Below are 16,622 nucleotides of genomic sequence, written 5' to 3'. Positions count from 1 at the left end.
GTGGTCGAGGATGTTGGTGCGCAACCCAATCGGGTGACGGCCGAGCTTGCCCATTTGCAGCTGCGTGAATTGCTCGCTGAAGTGCAGGGGCGAATCGAGCAGATAGTCGATGGCACGCGGGGTCGCATGGATGCCCTCCTCGACGCCGTCATGGCCGTCAGCTCGGGGCTGGAGCTGGACGCGACCCTGCGGGAAATCGTCTGCGCGGCATCGGAGCTCGTCAGTGCCCGGTACGGTGCCCTCGGCGTGGTGGGATCGGACGAGAAACTTGCCGAGTTCGTCTACGAGGGCATCGACGAGGCCACCCGCGAGCTGATCGGACCGCTGCCCACCGGTCACGGTGTGCTTGGCGTGGTGATCGACGAGGCCAAGCCGCTGCGCCTGCGGGATATCGCGGCGCACCCGGCCTCGGTCGGGTTCCCGGCGAACCATCCGCCCATGAGGACCTTTCTGGGTGTGCCCGTGCAGGTGCGCGGTGAGATATTCGGTCGGCTCTACCTCACCGAGAAGCTCGACGGGCAGGAGTTCACCGAGGATGACGAGGTGGTGGTGCGCGCGCTCGCCGGGGCGGCGGGGATCGCCATCGAGAACGCCCGCCTCTATCAGCACGCGCGCCGCCGTGAGCAATGGCAGCGCGCCACCGCCCACATCACTGCCGAGCTGCTCGGCGGTGCGGAACCGGGCAAGGCGCTGCACCTGGTGGCCGCCAATGCCGCTCTGCTCGCCGAGGCAGACTTCGCGTTCATCGCACTCCCCGTCGGCGCGAGTGACGACGTCGTCGAGCTGGTGGTGTCGGTGTGCATCGGCGAAGGTGCAGAGGTGCTGTGCGAGAAGGTGATCCCTATCGACGGTTCCACCTCGGGGAGCACCTTCGTTGATCACGAGCCACGGAATGTAGGCCGACTCGCAATTGACCTCGCCGAAGGCACCGACCTGGCATTCGGGCCGGCGCTGGTCCTGCCCCTCGGCGGCGGGGAGTCGACGGCGGGTGTGTTGATTCTGCTGCGCACCGTCAGCTCGGTGGCCTTTGACGAGGAGCAGCTCGACATGGCGGCCTCCTTCGCAGGGCAGGCTGCGCTGGCGCTGGAACAAGCCGAGGTCCGCCTGGCCAAACACGAACTCGATGTGCTGGCCGACCGCGATCGTATTGCCCGTGACCTGCACGACCACGTCATTCAGCGGTTGTTCGCCGTCGGCCTGGCGATGCAGAGCACGCATCGGCGATCTGCGGATCCGGCGGTAGCGGCTCGTCTGGCCGACCATATCGACCAGCTGCATGAGGTGATCCAGGAGATCCGGACCGCGATCTTCGATTTACACACCAACGACGAATCCTTGCGTGCCACATTGCGTTCCACCATCAACGAGCTCACGGCCGATTCCGGCCTGCGCGTATCGGTGCGCATGAGTGGGCCGCTGGACGTCGTGCCCGCGAGTACCTCGGGCGATGCCGAGGCGGTGGTGCGTGAGGCGGTGAGCAATGTGGTCCGGCATGCGCGCGCCAAGGAGTTGTCGGTGACGGTTTCGGTGGACGATGAGCTGGTCGTGCAGGTGGTGGATGACGGCATCGGGATCCCGGAGGTGGTTGCGCGCAGCGGCCTGAGCGGGCTTGCCAATCGGGCCGCGGAATCGGGTGGCACGTTCAGCGTCTCGGCGATGGACACCGGCGGTACTCGCTTGGTGTGGTCAGCTCCGCTGCCTTAGCCTTCGCACTCGGCTATCCGCCGGCGCAGGAATGCACGTCCTGGGTCGGAACCATTGGTGGACAACGCTGTTCGGTACCACTGTGCGGCGTCGGAGTTTCGTCCGGCGCGCCGAAGTAGGTCGGCGCGGACGGTGGCCGCCAGATTCGATCGCGCCAATCGCGGATCGTGGGCCACCTTCTCCAGTGCGGCCAGTCCTGCGTCGGGGGTATCGCGCAGACCGATGGCCAACGCCCGGTTCACCAGCACCACTGGTGAGCCCGTCATCTGGGCGAGCCGGTCGTAGGCCTGACAGATGGTGTGCCAGTCGGTTTCTTCCCAGGAGGGCGCGGTGGCGTGCAGGGCGGCGATCACCGCCTGCGGTAGATAGGGGCCGGTCGAGCCGGCGGCCTGCCGTAACTGGCTCAATCCACGGGAGATGCGCTCGTTATCCCATCGGGTCCGGTCTTGTTCGTCCAGGGGCACCAGCGCGCCGTCACGATCCATGCGTACCAGTCGTCGTGAATCATGAAGCAGTACCAGTGCGGCCAGTGCATTGGCCTCTCGTTCCTGCGGCATGAGCTTGCTCAGCTCACCGGCCAGCCGTACCCCCTCGTCGCAGAGCTCGTCGCGAATCGCCGACGGCCCGCCCGTGGACCAGTAGCCCTCGGTGAAGACCGAATAGATGCAGCTGAGTACGTGCGGGGTGCGTTCGGGCAGGAGCTCGGCGGGCGGCACCCGCAGGGGAATGTTCGCCGTGCGAATCTTGGCCTTGGCGCGGGTGATTCGCTGACCAATCGCGGCCTCGCTGTGCAAGAGTGCCCGGGCGATCTCGGCGACCGTCAGCCCCGATACCAGCCGCAGCGTGAGGGCCAACTGGGAGACTCGCTCGAGCGCGGGATGGGCACAGGTGAACATCATCCGCAGCTCATCATCGTGCACATATTGGGGATCGGAGACGTCGGTGCGGGCGGTGATGTCGTCGACCACGGCGGCCAATTCCTTTCCCGGACGCAGTGTCTCGCGCCGCAACCGGTCGCGCGCCCTATTCCGTGCGGCCGTGAGCAACCACCCGCCCGGATTGTCGGGTACTCCGTCGCGCGGCCAGGTGCGCACAGCATCAGTGCACGCTTCCTGAACGGCGTCCTCGGCGACGGTGAGGTCTCCCGACCACCGTGCGATGGCGGCGACCGTTGGCCCCCACTCCCGCCGAAAGACGCCGTCCAGGCTGGTCATCCGGTGTTAGAAACCCGAGACGCCGGTGAGCTGCCGCAACTGCACCGCCGATGCCGGCAGCTGCGAGGCCAGCTGGATGGCTTGGTCGCGGTCATCGGTGGTGAGCACGTAGAAACCGTTCGCGATTTCACTTCCCTCGACGTACGGGCCGTCGGTGAGCACAGTCTCTCCGTCGCGGACCCGGACCGTGGTGGCCGTGGACGGGGGATGCAGCGGTCCCGCGATCTTGATGTGCCCACTTGCCTTCTCACCGAACACCCCGTGCTTGGCCGCCACGGCCTCCCATTCGGGGCTGCCCGGTACATGTGCGTGTTCTCCGGGCTCCAACAGCAGTGCGAGCCAGCTTGTGGACCCCTGTCCGCCGAATTCCTGGGAGCAGTGGACCAGTGGCCACACTTCGACCGCGCCGCGCTTGGCCTCCGGGATGTCCCGGGCCAAGGCAAGGGCGTCATCGAGATTGTCCGCCTCCAATACGTAGTAGCCGTTCGCGACCTCGGCGCCCTCGGCGAACGGACCGTCGGTGATGACGGGGGCATCGGGTCCGCCGGTGATCCGGACGCTGTCGGCTTCGGGATACAGCGCATCGCCAGCGCGGATGACTGACGCTGCCTTGGCCTGGAAGTTCAAGTAATCCGTCAGTTCCTGCGCAGCCTCGTCGGGGGTGCGTTCCTGCTGGGGACCTATCAGTAGCGCGAGGTAATGCATGGTGGAGCCCTCCGTCGGTATCAGTGAGCGGAACTCTGCGATCCACTCTCTACCTGTCTGACGAACCGCGCATCACCGATCAGACACCTCGCGGGAAAAAAAGTTTCCGGATCCGGCGCAACGGTCAAGCGAAGACGGTCAGGGCTCCGGGAACGACATCGATATCGATCGGCAGGGGCGCCACCGGATCGCCGTCGGCATAGGCGGTGATATCGGCGGCGGACAGCCGGACACGCCGCGACCGGTAGGTGCTGACCTCGGGCAGATCGACATGGGTGCCCTTGTAGACCGTAGGGGAGAGCCGCAGCAGGCGCAGCCGTCCGCCCGCGGCCACCACGGTCACATCCAGCAGCCCGTCGTCCAGAATGGCATTGGGGCAGATGCGCATTCCGCCGCCATACGAGGTTCCGTTTCCGACCGCGACCAGGGTGACATCGGTCTCGATCACCTGATCATCCAATTCGATGCGGAACGGTAGCGGCCGCAGCTTCGCCGCTTCCAACGCCATGGCGATGTCATACCGGCGCCGGCCACGGGGCCAGCTCATCCGGTTGGCCCGATCATTGACCAACGAGTCGAATCCCGATGCCACCACGGTGGCAAACCAGGTTGTGTGTCCGTTGTATTGCACGCGCCCGCAGTCGATCACCCGGGTGCTGCCGGACGCGATCACGTCGGCGGCGGCAACCGGGTCACCGAGCGGGATGTCCAGCATGCGGGCGCAATCATTTCCGGTGCCGATGGGGATGACACCCAGCGCTACCGGGGTGGACGCGACCGCCTGCAGCGCGATGCTCACCAGACCGTCTCCGCCCGCGGCGACGATCCCGCGGGCGCCCGTGCGGGCGGCTTCTTGGGCAAGTGCGTGCGATTCCGATGCCGATGACGCGGCGTGATGCGTCACCGTCAGCCCGCGCGCTCGCAGATGCGCGATGGCAGCCTCGGCTGCCTGCGCTGCGCCGTGACCGGCTGCCGGATTCGTCAGGACGGTGAGGTGGGTCATCGGCATTACTCGCTGACAGGAATTAGCTTGCCGGGGTTGAGAATTCCCCGCGGATCGACGGTTCGCTTCACCGCCTGCAGTATCTCGATGCCGAGCTCGCCGACCTCATCGACAAGCCACGGCTGATGATCGCGCCCTACCGCGTGATGGTGGGTGATGGTGCCACCCGCGGCGACGATGGCGTCACCCGCGGCCTTCTTCGCCTTGCCCCATTGGGTCATCGGCTCCTCGGCGGCCGCGCACACCACGGTGAAGTAGAGCGAGGCACCGGTGCGATAGGTGTGCGAGATATGGCACAACACCAATGGCGGGGTGCCTTGGGCGCCAAGTGTTTCAGAGAGTGCGGTGGTGACCGCCGTACGCAGGGTGGCGAGGTTGCGCCATGAGGTCGCGGTCTCCAACGTCTCCACCACCGCGCCGGCGTCGATGAGGGCATCGCGCAGGTACGGTGCATCGAAACGGCCGTGATCCCAGGCCTTGCCGGGCTCGTCGCCGAGAGCGGTGCCACCGGCGGCGGTGAGAACGGCCGCCACTTCGGCCGAGCGGGCCGCGACATGCCCCGGGGTGCCCTCGACAGTGGTGATCGCCAGCACTCCGGTGGCAGGGTTCTTCCCGCCGATGTCCTTGGCCAGTGCGAGATTGAGTCCGCTTTCGGCTTCATCGGACAGCCGCAGCACCGTGGGTGCGGCATCGGACTGGACCAGCGTGCGCAGCGCCTGGGCCCCGGCATCGAAGGAGGGGAAGGACCAGCCCTGGTACCAGGTGTCCTCGGGGAGCCGGTGCACGCGCACCGTCACCTCGGTGATGATGCCGAGGGCTCCTTCCGATCCCAGGAAGAGCTGCCGTAGGTCGGGTCCGGCTGCCGACGCGGGCGCCCTGCCCAGCTCCAGATCTCCGCGCGGGGTGGCGATCCGGACCGCGTCCACCATCGCGTCGAAGCGCCCGTATCCGCTGGAGGCCTGCCCGGAGGAGCGGGTGGCGGCAAAACCGCCGATGCTCGCGAACCGGAAGCTCTGGGGGAAGTGCCCTAGTGAGAAGCCCTTGGCGCCAAGAAGTTCCTCGGCTTCGGGGCCTGTTGTTCCCGGCAGTAGCACGGCGGTTCCGGATTCCTCGTCGAGGGAGACCAGGCCGGACATCCTTCGCAGATCCACTGCGATGACTGCGGTGAATCCGCCGCGCTCAGGGTCCAGCCCGCCGACCACGCTGGTGCCGCCGCCGAACGGTACGACCGCGATGGCCTGCTCGCCGCACAGCGCAAGGAGAGAGGAGACCTCCGCATGCGATGCGGGGTAGACGATGGCGTCCGGGGCTTCCTGGACGTCGGTGGAGCGACGGCGCAACAGGTCCGGGGTGCTCTTGCCGCCCGCGTGCCGCAGCCGGGCGCCGTGATCGGTGCGGACATGCTCCGCGCCGAGCAGTTCGGACAGAGCGGCCAGCTGTTCTTCGGTGAGCGAGCTGGGGGACAACGTGACGGTCGACTCATCGCGGCTGACCGGATCTCGTTCGGGAATGCCCAGCGCCGACGCCAAAAGCGCCTTCACCTGAGGTGAGAGAGTCTGTCGTTTTTCGGCCACGCCCCAGGCGTCCCACTCCATCATGCGTTACAGTATTACATACGATGGCAAGTTGTAACGCAGATTTCTGGGAGAGGGTGAGGTGACATGACGGTCGAGACCACTGATATCGCCGGGGTCGCGGAGATTCCGGCGGATGCCGTCACCGAACGCATCCTGGACGCGGCGTTGTCATGCGTCACCGAGTTCGGAGTGCGCCGCACCACGTTGGTCGAGGTCGCCAAACGCGCCGGTGTCAGCCGTCCGTCGGTGTATCGGCGCTGGCCCGATGTGCGCTCCCTGGTCGCCGATCTGCTGACCCGGGAAATGGCGTCAATCCTTCCCGCGACCGGACAGGGACACGCACGTGATCGCCTGGTCCAATCGGTGACAGGGCTGGTCACCCAGGTGCGCGAGCATTCGATTTTCGCGGCGATCTTGCGTTCGGACCCCGAACTTCTGCTGACCTACATCGTGCGGCGATTGGGGACCAGTCAGCGTGCGCTCATCGGCTGGACAGCGATGCTCATCGCCGAGGGGCAGGGCGACGGATCGATTCGTGGTGGGGCCCCGGAGCAGATGGCGGCGATGGTGCTGCTGATCGGTCAGTCGGTTCTCCAGTCGGCGCGCATCGTCACCGACATCATGTCGCCGGACGAGCTGGTGCACGAATTGGCCACTGCCATCGACGGATATCTCACGGCTTGATCTGCCCCTTAGGAGAATTCATGACAACCCAGCTCAATAGCATGCGCCGCGGCGCCGATCTTGCGGCGCTGGCCGGTGGCGCTCCGACTGACGTCCTCGTCATCGGCGGCGGCATTACCGGAGTCGGGGTGGCGCTCGACGCGGCGAGCCGAGGACTGCGGGTCACTTTGGTCGAAAAGCATGACTTGGCTTTCGGGACAAGCAGATTCAGTTCAAAGCTGGTACACGGCGGATTGCGCTACCTCGCTTCGGGCCAGGTGGGCATCGCCCGGGAGAGTGCGATTGAGCGGCACATCCTCATGACGCGTACCGCCCCGCATCTCATTCACCCTCTCGCGCAGGTTGTTCCGTTGCACCCTGCGGTGAGTATGTTCAGCCGGACGCTGGTGCGGGTGGGATTCGTGGCGGGGGACGGGCTACGCAAACTCGCGCACACCTCGGCTGATGTGCTGCCCCGCTCACGCGCCATCGATGCGGGTGAAGTGATCCGCCGTGCCCCAACGGTGCGGCGCAATGGGCTTCGCGGTGGCCTGATGGCCTTCGACGGCCAGCTCGTCGACGATGCGCGGCTGGTGGTGTCGATCGCGCGCACAGCAGCCGGATTGGGCGCCCGGATCCTCACCCGTGTCTGCGCCGAGGAGGTCACCGGAGACGGTGCGTTGCTTCGCGACGAGCTGACCGGCAATACCGTCCGGGTACAGGCTGGTTTGGTTATCAACGCCGCCGGGGTGTGGGCCGGCCAAGTCGATCATGACATCAAGCTGCGTCCCAGCCGTGGTACGCACCTGGTCTTCCGGGCCGCCAGCTTCGGCGGACTTACCGCGGCCCTGACCGTTCCGGTGCCCGGCACGATCAATCGTTTCGTGTTCGCGCTGCCGGCCATCCACGATCGGGTGTATCTCGGTCTCACCGATGAACCGGCACCCGGACCGATACCGGATGTGGCCGAACCCTCTGCGTCCGAAGAGCAGTTCCTCCTCGACACCGTGAACACGGTGCTGCAGACCTCACTGTCCGAATCCGATGTGGTGGGACGTTTTGCGGGGCTGCGGCCCCTGCTTGACGGGGATGATTCCGCGACCGCCGACTTGTCCCGTAAGCACGCGGTCCGGGTATCGGATTCGGGTGTGGTCAGCGTGGTGGGCGGCAAGCTGACCACCTATCGCAAGATGGCTCAGGACGCGTTGGACGCGGGCCTGGAACGCCGGCCGCTGGCGGCTTCGGAATGTGTGACACAGAACCTGGCGGTGGTCGATGACTGGCCGGGCTCCGTTGGCGCCCAGTTGATTAGTGGCGTCGGCATCACCCGCGAGCAGGTCGAGTTCGCGCTCACCCATGAGGGCGCGCTCGACACCGATGACATTCTTGATCGTCGTACCCGTATCGGGCTCGTGCCCGCCGACAAGGAACTGGCGGCCGGCGCGGTCCAGGGTCTCGTCGACTCCTACTTCTCGCAGGTGAACTGAACGACGTCGATCCAGCCTTCCCGGAAGGCATCGGCACAGCCCGTCAGGTATTTGATGTATCGATCGTAAACCTCTTGGGACTGAAGGGAAATCGCTTCGTCCTTATGCGCTACGAGGTTCTCGGCCCAGCAGTCCAAGGTGCGCGCATAGTGCGGTTGCAGGCACTGGTGGCGCGTTATGTGGAAGTCTGCCAGCGCGGCGTGCTGATCCACCATCGGGACGGAAGGTAAACGGCCACCGGGGAATATCTCGGTCATCATGAAGTGCATGAATCGGACCCGGGACATCAGGAGCGGAATGCCCATGCGCTTCAGTTCCTCGGGGTGATAGCTGACGATGGTGTGCAGCAACATCTTTCCGTCATCCGGCAGTATCCGGTGCGCCATCGAGAAGAAGCTGTCGTACCGCTCGTGGCCGAAATGCTCGAAGGCCCCGATGCTGACGATCCGGTCTACGGTGCCGTCGAACTCCTCCCACCCGGCCAATCGCACCTCATGGGTACGCGAACTCTCGACGGAGTCGAGAAGGTTGGTGACATGCGTAAATTGATTCTTGCTGAGGGTGAGGCCGATGACGTTGACGTCGTAGTGTTCGAGAGCGCGCCTCAGGGTGGAGCCCCAACCGCAGCCCACATCCAGCAGGGTCATCCCGGGCTCCAAGCCCAGCTTTCCCAGTGCGAGGTCGATCTTGGCCTGCTGTGCCTGCTCGAGCGTCAGGGTCTCAGGCTCGAAGTATGCGCAGCTGTAGGTTCGGCTGGGGTCGAGAAACAGTGCGAAGAAGTCGTCGGACAGGTCGTAATGCGCTTGTACATCGGAGAATTTTGGGGTCAATTTAGACATAGGGCGACCTCCCATGAGGATGGCGCGATGCCCCGAGCGGCGCGCGAGCGATTGGTGGACGTTGGTGCTGGCTGATGTCCCGTGCCGAGGCTAGAGCAAGATTGTTGCAGGTACAAGGGAAATGGGCATATTTAGCAAGGGGTTTGATCTGCGCGAGATCGTTCCCTACGGGTGCTAATTAGCGACCCGCCGCCTCGGATTCCGTCTCGTCCTGCGCCGGTTCCGATCGGGCGAAGTTCTCGGTGAGCTTGGCGATGACGCGGCCCCACAGTGGTTCGGGCAGATCGTGGCCCATTCCGTCGATCAGTGCCAAACGTGCGCCGGGAATGGCCCGGGCGATGGCACGCGCGCCCGACGGACGCATCAGCTTGTCGGCCCTGCCATGCAAAACCAGTGCGGGGGAGGTGATTCGGTTGTCGAAGGGTGCCAGGTTGCCGGTTCCCATGATCGCGGCGAACTGCCGGGCGAACCCCTTGGGGTAGTAGCTGCGATCGTAGTACTCGGCGGCGTGCAGATATGACTTCGCTTGCGACTGGCGGTATTTCGGGCTGCCGATAGTCCGGCCCACTTCCACGCTGTTGGCGATGATCTCCTCGCGGGTGGCGCCGGCCGGCGGGGGTTTCAGCAACGCCATCAGCTGGCGTGGCCCGGGTGGGGGCAGGAAGGGCTGGTTGTTGCTCGACATGATGATGGTGACCGTCTGCGTCCGGTCGGGATGCTCGGCGGCGAAAACCTGGGCGATCATGCCGCCCATCGAGGCGCCCACGATGTGTGCCTGTTCGATGCCGAGATGATCGAGCAGACCGGCGGCGTCCGCCGCCATATCCACCAGGGTGTAGGCGGTATCGGTGATCTTCACGCCGGCAAGGAATTTCGCCATGGTCGGAATGAGTGCACCGCCCCCGGCGCGTACCCCGTCCAGCTTGGTGGACAGACCGCAGTCGCGATTGTCGAAGCGAATGACACGGTAACCCTGGCCGGCGAGCTGCTGGCAGAATTCGGTACGCCAGAAGACCATCTGCGCGCCGATGCCCATGATGAGCAGTACCGCTGGGTCGGCCGGATTGCCGAACTCCTCGAAACACAGTTCGATATCGCCGACCTTGGCGGTGCTGGCTGTCATCTCAGATATCTCCCTCGCGGTTGTGCTCACGGCTGATATCGACAATGAAATTGCCGAAGTAGCCCTTGAGCTCGGGGTCTTCCATCATCTGCCAGCGCGGCGCCAGCAGCTTCATATACCGCTCGACGTACAGGAATTGCTTGCCGATGAGCACCAACTCACGGGGAAGCTTCACGTCGTACTGCTCGGCGAGTGCCGACAGTTGCTTGCCGATCTCCGAATATGACATGTCGCCAAGGGATTTCATCGTGAGCGGGGTAGTGAAGGCCTGGATGTCCCGGGTGCCCTTGTCTGCGTCGCCGGGATTGCCGACGGCGCCCAACAGCACCACGATCTTGCCCGCGGCGCGATGATCTTTCTTGACCAGCAGCGCGTGAATCAGCTCGCGCAACAGCCAGCGGGTCCGTGGGTCGATGAAGCCGACGATGCCGAAGTCCAGGAACACGATCCGGCCCTCGTCGTCCACCAGAAGATTTCCCGCATGCAGGTCGCCATGGAACAAGCCCTGACGCAGTCCGGATTCGAACACCGAGAACAACAGCGACTTCACCAGTTCGGTGCCGTCGAATCCCGCCTTCCGAATGGCCGGGGCGTCGTCGATGCGGATGCCGTGCACCCGCTCCATGGTGAGCACTCTGGAGGTTGTGTAATGCCAGTGAACATCCGGCACCCGGATGTTCTTGCCGAGCGACGAGGTGTGCAGGTGCTCCACCCAGGTCTGCATGGCCTGGCCCTCGGCGAGGAAGTCCAGCTCCTCGGACAGGTTTCCGGAGAAATCGTCCACCACATCGCGGGCCGAGAGCATCCGGCCCACCTTGCCCCGTTCCAGCAGGGCCGCGCCGCGTTTCATGATCTGCAGGTCGGCGGCCACCCGGCGCCGGATTCCCGGGCGCTGGATCTTGACCACCACGTCCTCACCGGAATGCAGTGTCGCGTAATGCACCTGGGCGATCGACGCGGATGCGAACGGTTCGGTGTCAAAACTGGCGAAGAGCTTTTCGGGTTCATCTCCGAGCTCGGAGATGATGAGTTCACGGACCTGGACGGAATCGGCGGGTGGTACGCGGTCCAGCAGCCCGCGGAATTCACGAGAGAGTGGCTCGCCGAACGCGCCCGGGCTGGACGCGATGATCTGGCCGAGCTTGACGTACGTGGGGCCGAGGTCGGAGAAGGTCTGCGGAAGCTCGGCGATGAGCTTCTGCTCGAGGCTGCCCTTTTTGGTGATCTTGCCCAGTACTCGCCCCGCGGTACGGGCGACCTGCCAGCCGGTTGTGCCCAGCCGCGCGGCCTCGGAGAGCAACGCCACGCGCCCGAGCGGCGCAACCTGACGTCCACGGCCTTCACCTACGCTCCGGCCGGAACGTTCTTGGGCAGTCATGAAATGCAAGTGTGCCGCATCATGGCCGTGCAGCCCTAGTCAGTCCTGCACGCGGTCCCCCGCGAGCGGGAGGCGCCCCGGTCAAAAGTTGCCAACAACTCTGAGGTCACCGGCTCCCACACCGGCTCAGGCAGATCGTGGCCCATGCCTTCGATGAGCGCGAATCGTGAGTTCCTGATGTTCTTGGCCACTACCCGGCCGTTCTGATACGGCACCAGTGGGTCGTTTCGGCCATGGATGACCACCGTCGGAGCGGTGATGGCCCGTGTGAACCGCAGCAGGCTGCCAGTACCCAAAATGGCGTCGAATTGACGCACGGTGCCCACCTTGTAGTCACTGCGGGCCCTGTGGGCCAGGATGCGCTGCCGCAGTTCCTCGCGGGAGGGCAGGTTGTCGGGCCCGTTGTAGACGATGCCGTTGTTCACCTCGAACTCGAGCCATTCCTCGGCTGTCGCGTTCTTACCGGGGGCGGTCATGGCCGTTTTGATCAGTTCCCAGGACGGCAGTCGGGAGAACGGCCGGCCGGTCGCCGAATAGATGATGCCGACGGAATTGACGCGCTCGGGATAAGTGCCCGCGAAGACCTGCACGATCATGCCGCCCATCGACGCGCCCGCGATATGCACCGTGTCCAGTTCAAGGTGGTCGACGAGGGTGCGGACATCCTCGGCCATGTCGATCAGGGTGTACGGCACCTCGCTGCCCAGGCCGAAGGCATAGCGCACGACCCGGCGCTGAACCGATCCCGGCGCCTTGTGGCCATCGAGTTTTGTCGACAGCCCGCAGTCGCGATTGTCGAAACGGATGACCCGATAGCCACGGTCGAGGAGCTGCCGGCAGAATCCGTCAGGCCACATCGGGAGCTGCGCCGCGACTCCCATCACCAGGATTACCGCCGGATCGGCGGGGTTCCCCAGGTCTTCGTAGAAGAGCTCGATATCGCCGTTACGTGCGACGCCTGTTCGGGTGGGGACTTCGGAGGACAGCGGCACCATTCCTGGATACCACGCCGTTTTGGATGATCGCCCTCATCTGCGGTAATCTGGCCCAGCTCCACCGAAGACCGTCGGTCACCTCTTATGAGGTTGAAGGTCCAGGACTTGTCCTGGCGGCCCACGCAGGAGGACGAGGTTAAACCCGCGGACCAAAAGTCTGTGGATTTTCACGCCCCGACCTGTCTGCGTCGGGGCGTTCGTCATTTCCAGACGCCTTCTCGATCTTGGACCGTCTTGTCTTAGGTGCAGCGACCGAAACGAGATGAGGAGGCAATACATGGCCAAGACTGAAAAGGTCACCGCCGTTGCCGAGATCACCGAGCAGTTCAAGGATTCGACTGCGACCGTGATCACCGAGTACCGCGGCCTGTCGGTGTCCGCTCTGGCCACCCTGCGTCGCTCTCTCGGAGCTTCCGCCACCTACTCCGTCGCCAAGAACACGCTGGTCAAGCGTGCGGCTTCGGAAGCTGGCGTGGAGGGCCTGGACGAACTGTTCACCGGCCCAACGGCAATCGCGTTCATCAAGGGCGAGCCCGTGGACGCTGCGAAGGCCATCAAGACCTTCGCGAAAGACAACAAGGCCCTGATCATCAAGGGCGGCTACATGGATGGCCGCGCCTTGTCAGTTGCCGAGGTTGAGCGCATCGCCGATCTGGAATCGCGCGAGGTGCTGCTGGCCAAGCTGGCCGGCGCAATGAAGGGCAACCTGGCCAAGGCCGCCGGGCTGTTCAACGCCCCGGCGTCCCAGGTTGCACGCCTGGCCGCCGCCCTGCAGGAAAAGAAGGCCAGCGAAGAGGCCGCGTAAAGCGCCCCTTCGATACGCCAGTACCAACCAAACCTGTTGTAAATCAAGGAAGGAACCAACATCATGGCAAAGCTGAGCACCGAGGAACTGATCGATGCTTTCAAGGAGCTGACGCTGCTTGAGCTGTCCGAGTTCGTCAAGACCTTCGAAGAGGTCTTCGAGGTCACCGCTGCCGCTCCGGTCGCCGTCGCCGCCGTCGGTGGCGCTGCCCCGGCCGCCGAGGCTGCCGAAGAGCAGAGCGAGTTCGACGTCATCCTGGAGAGCGCCGGCGACAAGAAGATCGGCGTTATCAAGGTTGTGCGCGAGATCGTCTCCGGCCTGGGCCTGAAGGAAGCCAAGGACCTGGTCGACAGCGCCCCCAAGCCGCTGCTCGAGAAGGTTGCCAAGGAGGCCGCCGACGACGCCAAGGCCAAGCTCGAGGCCGCCGGCGCGACGATCACCGTCAAGTAGTTCGCAGTACGTTTCGAATCCCGGCCCCTGGGAGTCTTCGGACTTCCAGGGGCCGGTTTCGTTTTCAGCCCGCACACTCGGGGTGTGGCCGTCTACCTGCTGATCGCCCTGGGCGCTCTGTTGCTGCTCCTGATGGTGGTTCGTGTCCGGCGTCGACGTGCGCCGCAGGCACCCGCACCCGCACCACGAACGACGGCGCGCACCGATGACGACCGGCGCAGGCAACTGCTGGCGCGTCTGGCCTGGGATATGCGCGCTCCAGCGGCAAAGGCCGTCCGCACCGTGGCCGCGCTGCGGGACACCGCGGCGGCGTTTCCGGCGCCGCCCGCAACCCCGGCGCCCAAGAGGGAACCGGATGAGGTGTCCTGGGCGCCCCTCTAGATCAGTGCGGCAATCCGGGTGGCGGCGGTGGTGGCCGAGCTGTTCACCTGTTCGGGGGAGTCGCCCAGCGCGACAAGCAGATCCGTGGTCATGGAGCCCAGCACGGGGCCAACGGCTTCACCGTTCTCGCCCCAGAACCCGGCCAGCTCCAGCATGACGAACCCGTGCATGACGGTCCAGAACTTGGCGGCGGTCGCGGCGACCTTCGCGGCATCGTCGGGGGAGCCGTCGATCCGGCCTGCGGCCATCGAACGTTGCACGCTGCGATAGAGCTGCGTCGCGCTGGCGTGCTGCGGTGTCAGGTGCACAGTGTTGAACATGTTCCGGCTGGGCGCGTTGATGCCGTGCGCGCTGGTGACACCGAACATCAGCCGGTACATGTGGGGGTGGTCGATGGCGAACTGGCGGTAGACCATGCCCGTCACCATGAAATCTGCGATGGGATCGTCGGTCTGGGGTACGTCGGCCTGCGCGCCGGAGAACTGACGCAGCCCTTCCTCGGCCACCTCCGCGATGAGCTCGCGCATGCCGCCGAAGTAGGTGTAGACCGCCATGGTGGAGGTGCCGGCGGCCGCGGCGATCTTCCGGGTCTGCAGTGCATCGGGCCCCTGTTCGTTCAGAAGCCGAACGGCCGCTGCGACGAGATCGACCCGGGGGTTACGGGCGACGGCCCGGTCGTCTCCCGGACTGTTACGCGGAATAGATGAGCTCATTGTCTTGCCATGTTCGCACAACGGGAGTACGTTCACCATAACGGCGTAATAACGATGTTATGCCAGCCAGTCAGCCCTGGAGGACACGATGACCGCCACAGTCCAGCCCACCGCCACCGAGAGTGTGTATCTGACCGGAGTCTGGGAACCGGTTCAGCAGGAAGTGACCAGTACCGACCTGTTGGTCGAGGGGACCATTCCGGATTATCTGGACGGGCGTTACCTGCGCAACGGCCCCAATCCCGCCGCCGAGGTGGACCCCGCGACCTATCACCTGTTCAGCGGCGATGCGATGGTGCACGGCCTGTCGCTCCGGGATGGGAAGGCGCAGTGGTATCGCAACCGCTGGGTGCGGACCGCGGCGGTACGCAAGGCCCTCGGTGAGCCGACGGTCGCTACCGGCAGCTCGGCCGGCACATCGTTGATCGGGCCCAACACCAATGCGCTCAGTCATGCGGGCCGCACGCTGGCGTTGGTGGAAGGTGGTATCGCCAACTACGAGCTCAACGACGAGCTCGACACGGTGGGGCCCTGTGACTTCCAGGGGACTCTGCACGGTGGCTACACCGCGCACCCGAAGATCGATCCCGACACCGGCGAAATGCACGCAGTGTCATACTCTTTCGCTCGCGGCAACACCGTTCAATACTCGGTCATCGATACCTCGGGACGGGCCCGCCGTACGGTTGACGTCAAGGTCCAGGGTTCCCCGATGATGCACGACTTCACGCTCACCGAGAAGTACGTCGTCTTCTACGACCTGCCGGTCACCCTCGATACCGCGATGATCACCAAATCGGTACCGATGCCGCCGATTCTGCGTAAGCCCGCCCAGTTGGTCATGCAATCCCTGATCGGCAAGATCAAGATCCCGGGTCCCATCGCGGCCAGGGCAAGTCAACTGTCCGGTAAGTCTCCCTCCATTCCCTACTCATGGAATCCCAAGTACCCAGCAAGAATTGGTGTGATGCCGCGTGACGGCGGCAATGCGGACGTGCGCTGGTTCGAGATCGAGCCGTGCTACGTCTTCCACCCGCTCAACGGGTACTCCGAGATGCGTGACGGTCAGGAAGTTGTGGTGATCGATTTGGTCCGCTACGACTCCATGTTCTCCGCCGATGTACTCGGCCCCAGCGATGCGCGTGGGCTGCTGGACCGGTGGGTCATCAACTTGACCAAGGGCACCGTCACCATGGAGCGCCGAGATGATCGCCACCTCGAGTTCCCCCGCATCAACGAGGAGCTGACCGGAAAGAAGCACCGCTACGGGTACCTGCCCTGCATCGCGGGGGCATTCGAGTCCGACGGCAAGGTAGACGGCAGCCTGGTCAAGTTCGATTACCAGACGGGTACCGACATCCGGACCACCCTTGATTCTCTTGCGGTAGGTGAGATGTCGTTTGTGCCGAATCCGTCGGGCACCGCTGAGGACGACGGTGTGCTCGTCGGGTTTGGTCTGAGCGCCGGGACGTCGCAGGGCAAGTTCGTGGTCCTGGACGCACAGACGCTGGAACTCGCGGCGACGGTGGACCTGCCGCAGCGTGTTCCGGCAGGCTTCCACGGCAACTGGGCTCCCCGCTGAGAT

General features: G+C 64.8%; 16 protein-coding genes. 7 read left to right on the top strand and 9 right to left on the bottom strand.

Translation table 11 applies throughout. The features are described 5' to 3' along the window. The gene (locus tag RHO23_RS15935; RefSeq protein ID WP_070922971.1) at positions 1–1,704 is read left to right on the top strand and encodes a GAF domain-containing sensor histidine kinase; all 1,704 of its coding nucleotides are present in this window, start codon (positions 1–3) and stop codon (positions 1,702–1,704) included. On the opposite strand, the gene RHO23_RS15930 is transcribed toward RHO23_RS15935, so the two are convergent. From RHO23_RS15930 to RHO23_RS15915, 4 genes are all read right to left on the bottom strand, one after another. After that, positions 1,701–2,918 carry an RNA polymerase sigma factor gene (locus RHO23_RS15930; RefSeq protein ID WP_064409533.1) on the bottom strand — a complete coding sequence of 406 codons (1,218 nt, stop codon included), beginning with the start codon at positions 2,916–2,918 and terminating at the stop codon, positions 1,701–1,703. The two genes, RHO23_RS15935 and RHO23_RS15930, sit on opposite strands and share 4 nt — an antisense overlap. A gap of 6 nt (positions 2,919–2,924) precedes the next feature. Then, positions 2,925–3,623, bottom strand: coding sequence for a YciI family protein (locus tag RHO23_RS15925; protein WP_064409532.1), 699 nt, complete (start codon positions 3,621–3,623; stop codon positions 2,925–2,927). A 124-nt stretch (positions 3,624–3,747) separates the two neighbouring features. Beyond that, positions 3,748–4,626, bottom strand: coding sequence for a diacylglycerol kinase (locus RHO23_RS15920; RefSeq protein WP_064410421.1), 879 nt, complete (start codon positions 4,624–4,626; stop codon positions 3,748–3,750). A gap of 5 nt (positions 4,627–4,631) precedes the next feature. Continuing rightward, complete coding sequence (locus tag RHO23_RS15915; protein WP_064409531.1) at positions 4,632–6,224, bottom strand: FAD-binding oxidoreductase; 1,593 nt, start codon at positions 6,222–6,224, stop codon at positions 4,632–4,634. A gap of 63 nt (positions 6,225–6,287) precedes the next feature. Between RHO23_RS15915 and RHO23_RS15910 the strand changes: the two genes are divergently transcribed. Both RHO23_RS15910 and RHO23_RS15905 read left to right on the top strand, forming a co-directional pair. Further along, on the top strand, positions 6,288–6,887 hold the full coding sequence (locus RHO23_RS15910) for a TetR/AcrR family transcriptional regulator (RefSeq protein ID WP_057964804.1): 600 nt from the start codon (positions 6,288–6,290) through the stop codon (positions 6,885–6,887). Between the two features lie 20 nt (positions 6,888–6,907). Continuing rightward, entirely contained in the window at positions 6,908–8,353 is a 1,446-nt protein-coding gene (locus tag RHO23_RS15905; protein WP_064409530.1) for a glycerol-3-phosphate dehydrogenase/oxidase, read from the top strand. On the opposite strand, the gene RHO23_RS15900 is transcribed toward RHO23_RS15905, so the two are convergent. From RHO23_RS15900 to RHO23_RS15885, 4 genes are all read right to left on the bottom strand, one after another. Further along, on the bottom strand, positions 8,332–9,192 hold the full coding sequence (locus RHO23_RS15900; protein WP_046254700.1) for a cyclopropane mycolic acid synthase family methyltransferase: 861 nt from the start codon (positions 9,190–9,192) through the stop codon (positions 8,332–8,334). The genes RHO23_RS15905 and RHO23_RS15900 overlap by 22 nt on opposite strands. A gap of 178 nt (positions 9,193–9,370) precedes the next feature. Then, positions 9,371–10,315: an alpha/beta fold hydrolase gene (locus tag RHO23_RS15895; RefSeq protein WP_070922970.1), complete on the bottom strand. Its 945-nt coding sequence runs from the start codon at positions 10,313–10,315 to the stop codon at positions 9,371–9,373. A gap of 1 nt (position 10,316) precedes the next feature. Next, positions 10,317–11,621, bottom strand: a complete 1,305-nt coding sequence (locus RHO23_RS15890) for an ABC1 kinase family protein (RefSeq protein WP_081346033.1) — start codon at positions 11,619–11,621, stop codon at positions 10,317–10,319. Between the two features lie 107 nt (positions 11,622–11,728). Beyond that, the gene (locus RHO23_RS15885) at positions 11,729–12,688 is read right to left on the bottom strand and encodes an alpha/beta fold hydrolase (protein ID WP_057967436.1); all 960 of its coding nucleotides are present in this window, start codon (positions 12,686–12,688) and stop codon (positions 11,729–11,731) included. A gap of 277 nt (positions 12,689–12,965) precedes the next feature. On the opposite strand from RHO23_RS15885, the gene rplJ reads away from it, so the two are divergent. From rplJ to RHO23_RS15870, 3 genes are all read left to right on the top strand, one after another. Continuing rightward, positions 12,966–13,493: a 50S ribosomal protein L10 gene (gene rplJ, locus RHO23_RS15880; protein ID WP_030096639.1), complete on the top strand. Its 528-nt coding sequence runs from the start codon at positions 12,966–12,968 to the stop codon at positions 13,491–13,493. Positions 13,494–13,556: 63 nt separating this feature from the next. Next, positions 13,557–13,943, top strand: a complete 387-nt coding sequence (rplL, locus tag RHO23_RS15875) for a 50S ribosomal protein L7/L12 (RefSeq protein WP_064409528.1) — start codon at positions 13,557–13,559, stop codon at positions 13,941–13,943. 84 nt (positions 13,944–14,027) lie between these two features. After that, complete coding sequence (locus RHO23_RS15870; protein WP_070922968.1) at positions 14,028–14,324, top strand: hypothetical protein; 297 nt, start codon at positions 14,028–14,030, stop codon at positions 14,322–14,324. Here RHO23_RS15870 and RHO23_RS15865 read toward each other — a convergent pair. Continuing rightward, entirely contained in the window at positions 14,321–15,037 is a 717-nt protein-coding gene (locus RHO23_RS15865) for a TetR/AcrR family transcriptional regulator (RefSeq protein ID WP_070923160.1), read from the bottom strand. The two genes, RHO23_RS15870 and RHO23_RS15865, sit on opposite strands and share 4 nt — an antisense overlap. Before the next feature lie 88 nt (positions 15,038–15,125). Between RHO23_RS15865 and RHO23_RS15860 the strand changes: the two genes are divergently transcribed. After that, positions 15,126–16,619: a carotenoid oxygenase family protein gene (locus tag RHO23_RS15860; RefSeq protein WP_070922967.1), complete on the top strand. Its 1,494-nt coding sequence runs from the start codon at positions 15,126–15,128 to the stop codon at positions 16,617–16,619. Positions 16,620–16,622 lie beyond the last annotated feature (3 nt).

The organism is Mycobacteroides sp. PCS013 (assembly GCF_049532645.1).
In the GTDB taxonomy this organism is placed as follows: Bacteria; Actinomycetota; Actinomycetes; order Mycobacteriales; family Mycobacteriaceae; genus Mycobacterium; species Mycobacterium gwanakae.
The sequence above is the reverse complement of the archived record's forward strand: the minus strand, read 5'-3'. Positions and strand labels throughout refer to the sequence as shown.

Bases quoted from the DNA above. Each gene is read 5' to 3' on its own strand.
- RHO23_RS15885 (WP_057967436.1), bottom strand. From the start codon at position 12,688: ATGGTGCCGCTGTCCTCCGAAGTCCCCACCCGAACAGGCGTCGCACGT.
- rplL (WP_064409528.1), top strand. From the start codon at position 13,557: ATGGCAAAGCTGAGCACCGAGGAACTGATCGATGCTTTCAAGGAGCTG.
- RHO23_RS15930 (WP_064409533.1), bottom strand. From the start codon at position 2,918: ATGACCAGCCTGGACGGCGTCTTTCGGCGGGAGTGGGGGCCAACGGTC.
- RHO23_RS15910 (WP_057964804.1), top strand. From the start codon at position 6,288: ATGACGGTCGAGACCACTGATATCGCCGGGGTCGCGGAGATTCCGGCG.
- RHO23_RS15915 (WP_064409531.1), bottom strand. From the start codon at position 6,224: ATGATGGAGTGGGACGCCTGGGGCGTGGCCGAAAAACGACAGACTCTC.
- RHO23_RS15900 (WP_046254700.1), bottom strand. From the start codon at position 9,192: ATGTCTAAATTGACCCCAAAATTCTCCGATGTACAAGCGCATTACGAC.
- RHO23_RS15925 (WP_064409532.1), bottom strand. From the start codon at position 3,623: ATGCATTACCTCGCGCTACTGATAGGTCCCCAGCAGGAACGCACCCCC.
- RHO23_RS15860 (WP_070922967.1), top strand. From the start codon at position 15,126: ATGACCGCCACAGTCCAGCCCACCGCCACCGAGAGTGTGTATCTGACC.
- RHO23_RS15905 (WP_064409530.1), top strand. From the start codon at position 6,908: ATGACAACCCAGCTCAATAGCATGCGCCGCGGCGCCGATCTTGCGGCG.
- rplJ (WP_030096639.1), top strand. From the start codon at position 12,966: ATGGCCAAGACTGAAAAGGTCACCGCCGTTGCCGAGATCACCGAGCAG.
- RHO23_RS15920 (WP_064410421.1), bottom strand. From the start codon at position 4,626: ATGACCCACCTCACCGTCCTGACGAATCCGGCAGCCGGTCACGGCGCA.
- RHO23_RS15895 (WP_070922970.1), bottom strand. From the start codon at position 10,315: ATGACAGCCAGCACCGCCAAGGTCGGCGATATCGAACTGTGTTTCGAG.
- RHO23_RS15865 (WP_070923160.1), bottom strand. From the start codon at position 15,037: ATGAGCTCATCTATTCCGCGTAACAGTCCGGGAGACGACCGGGCCGTC.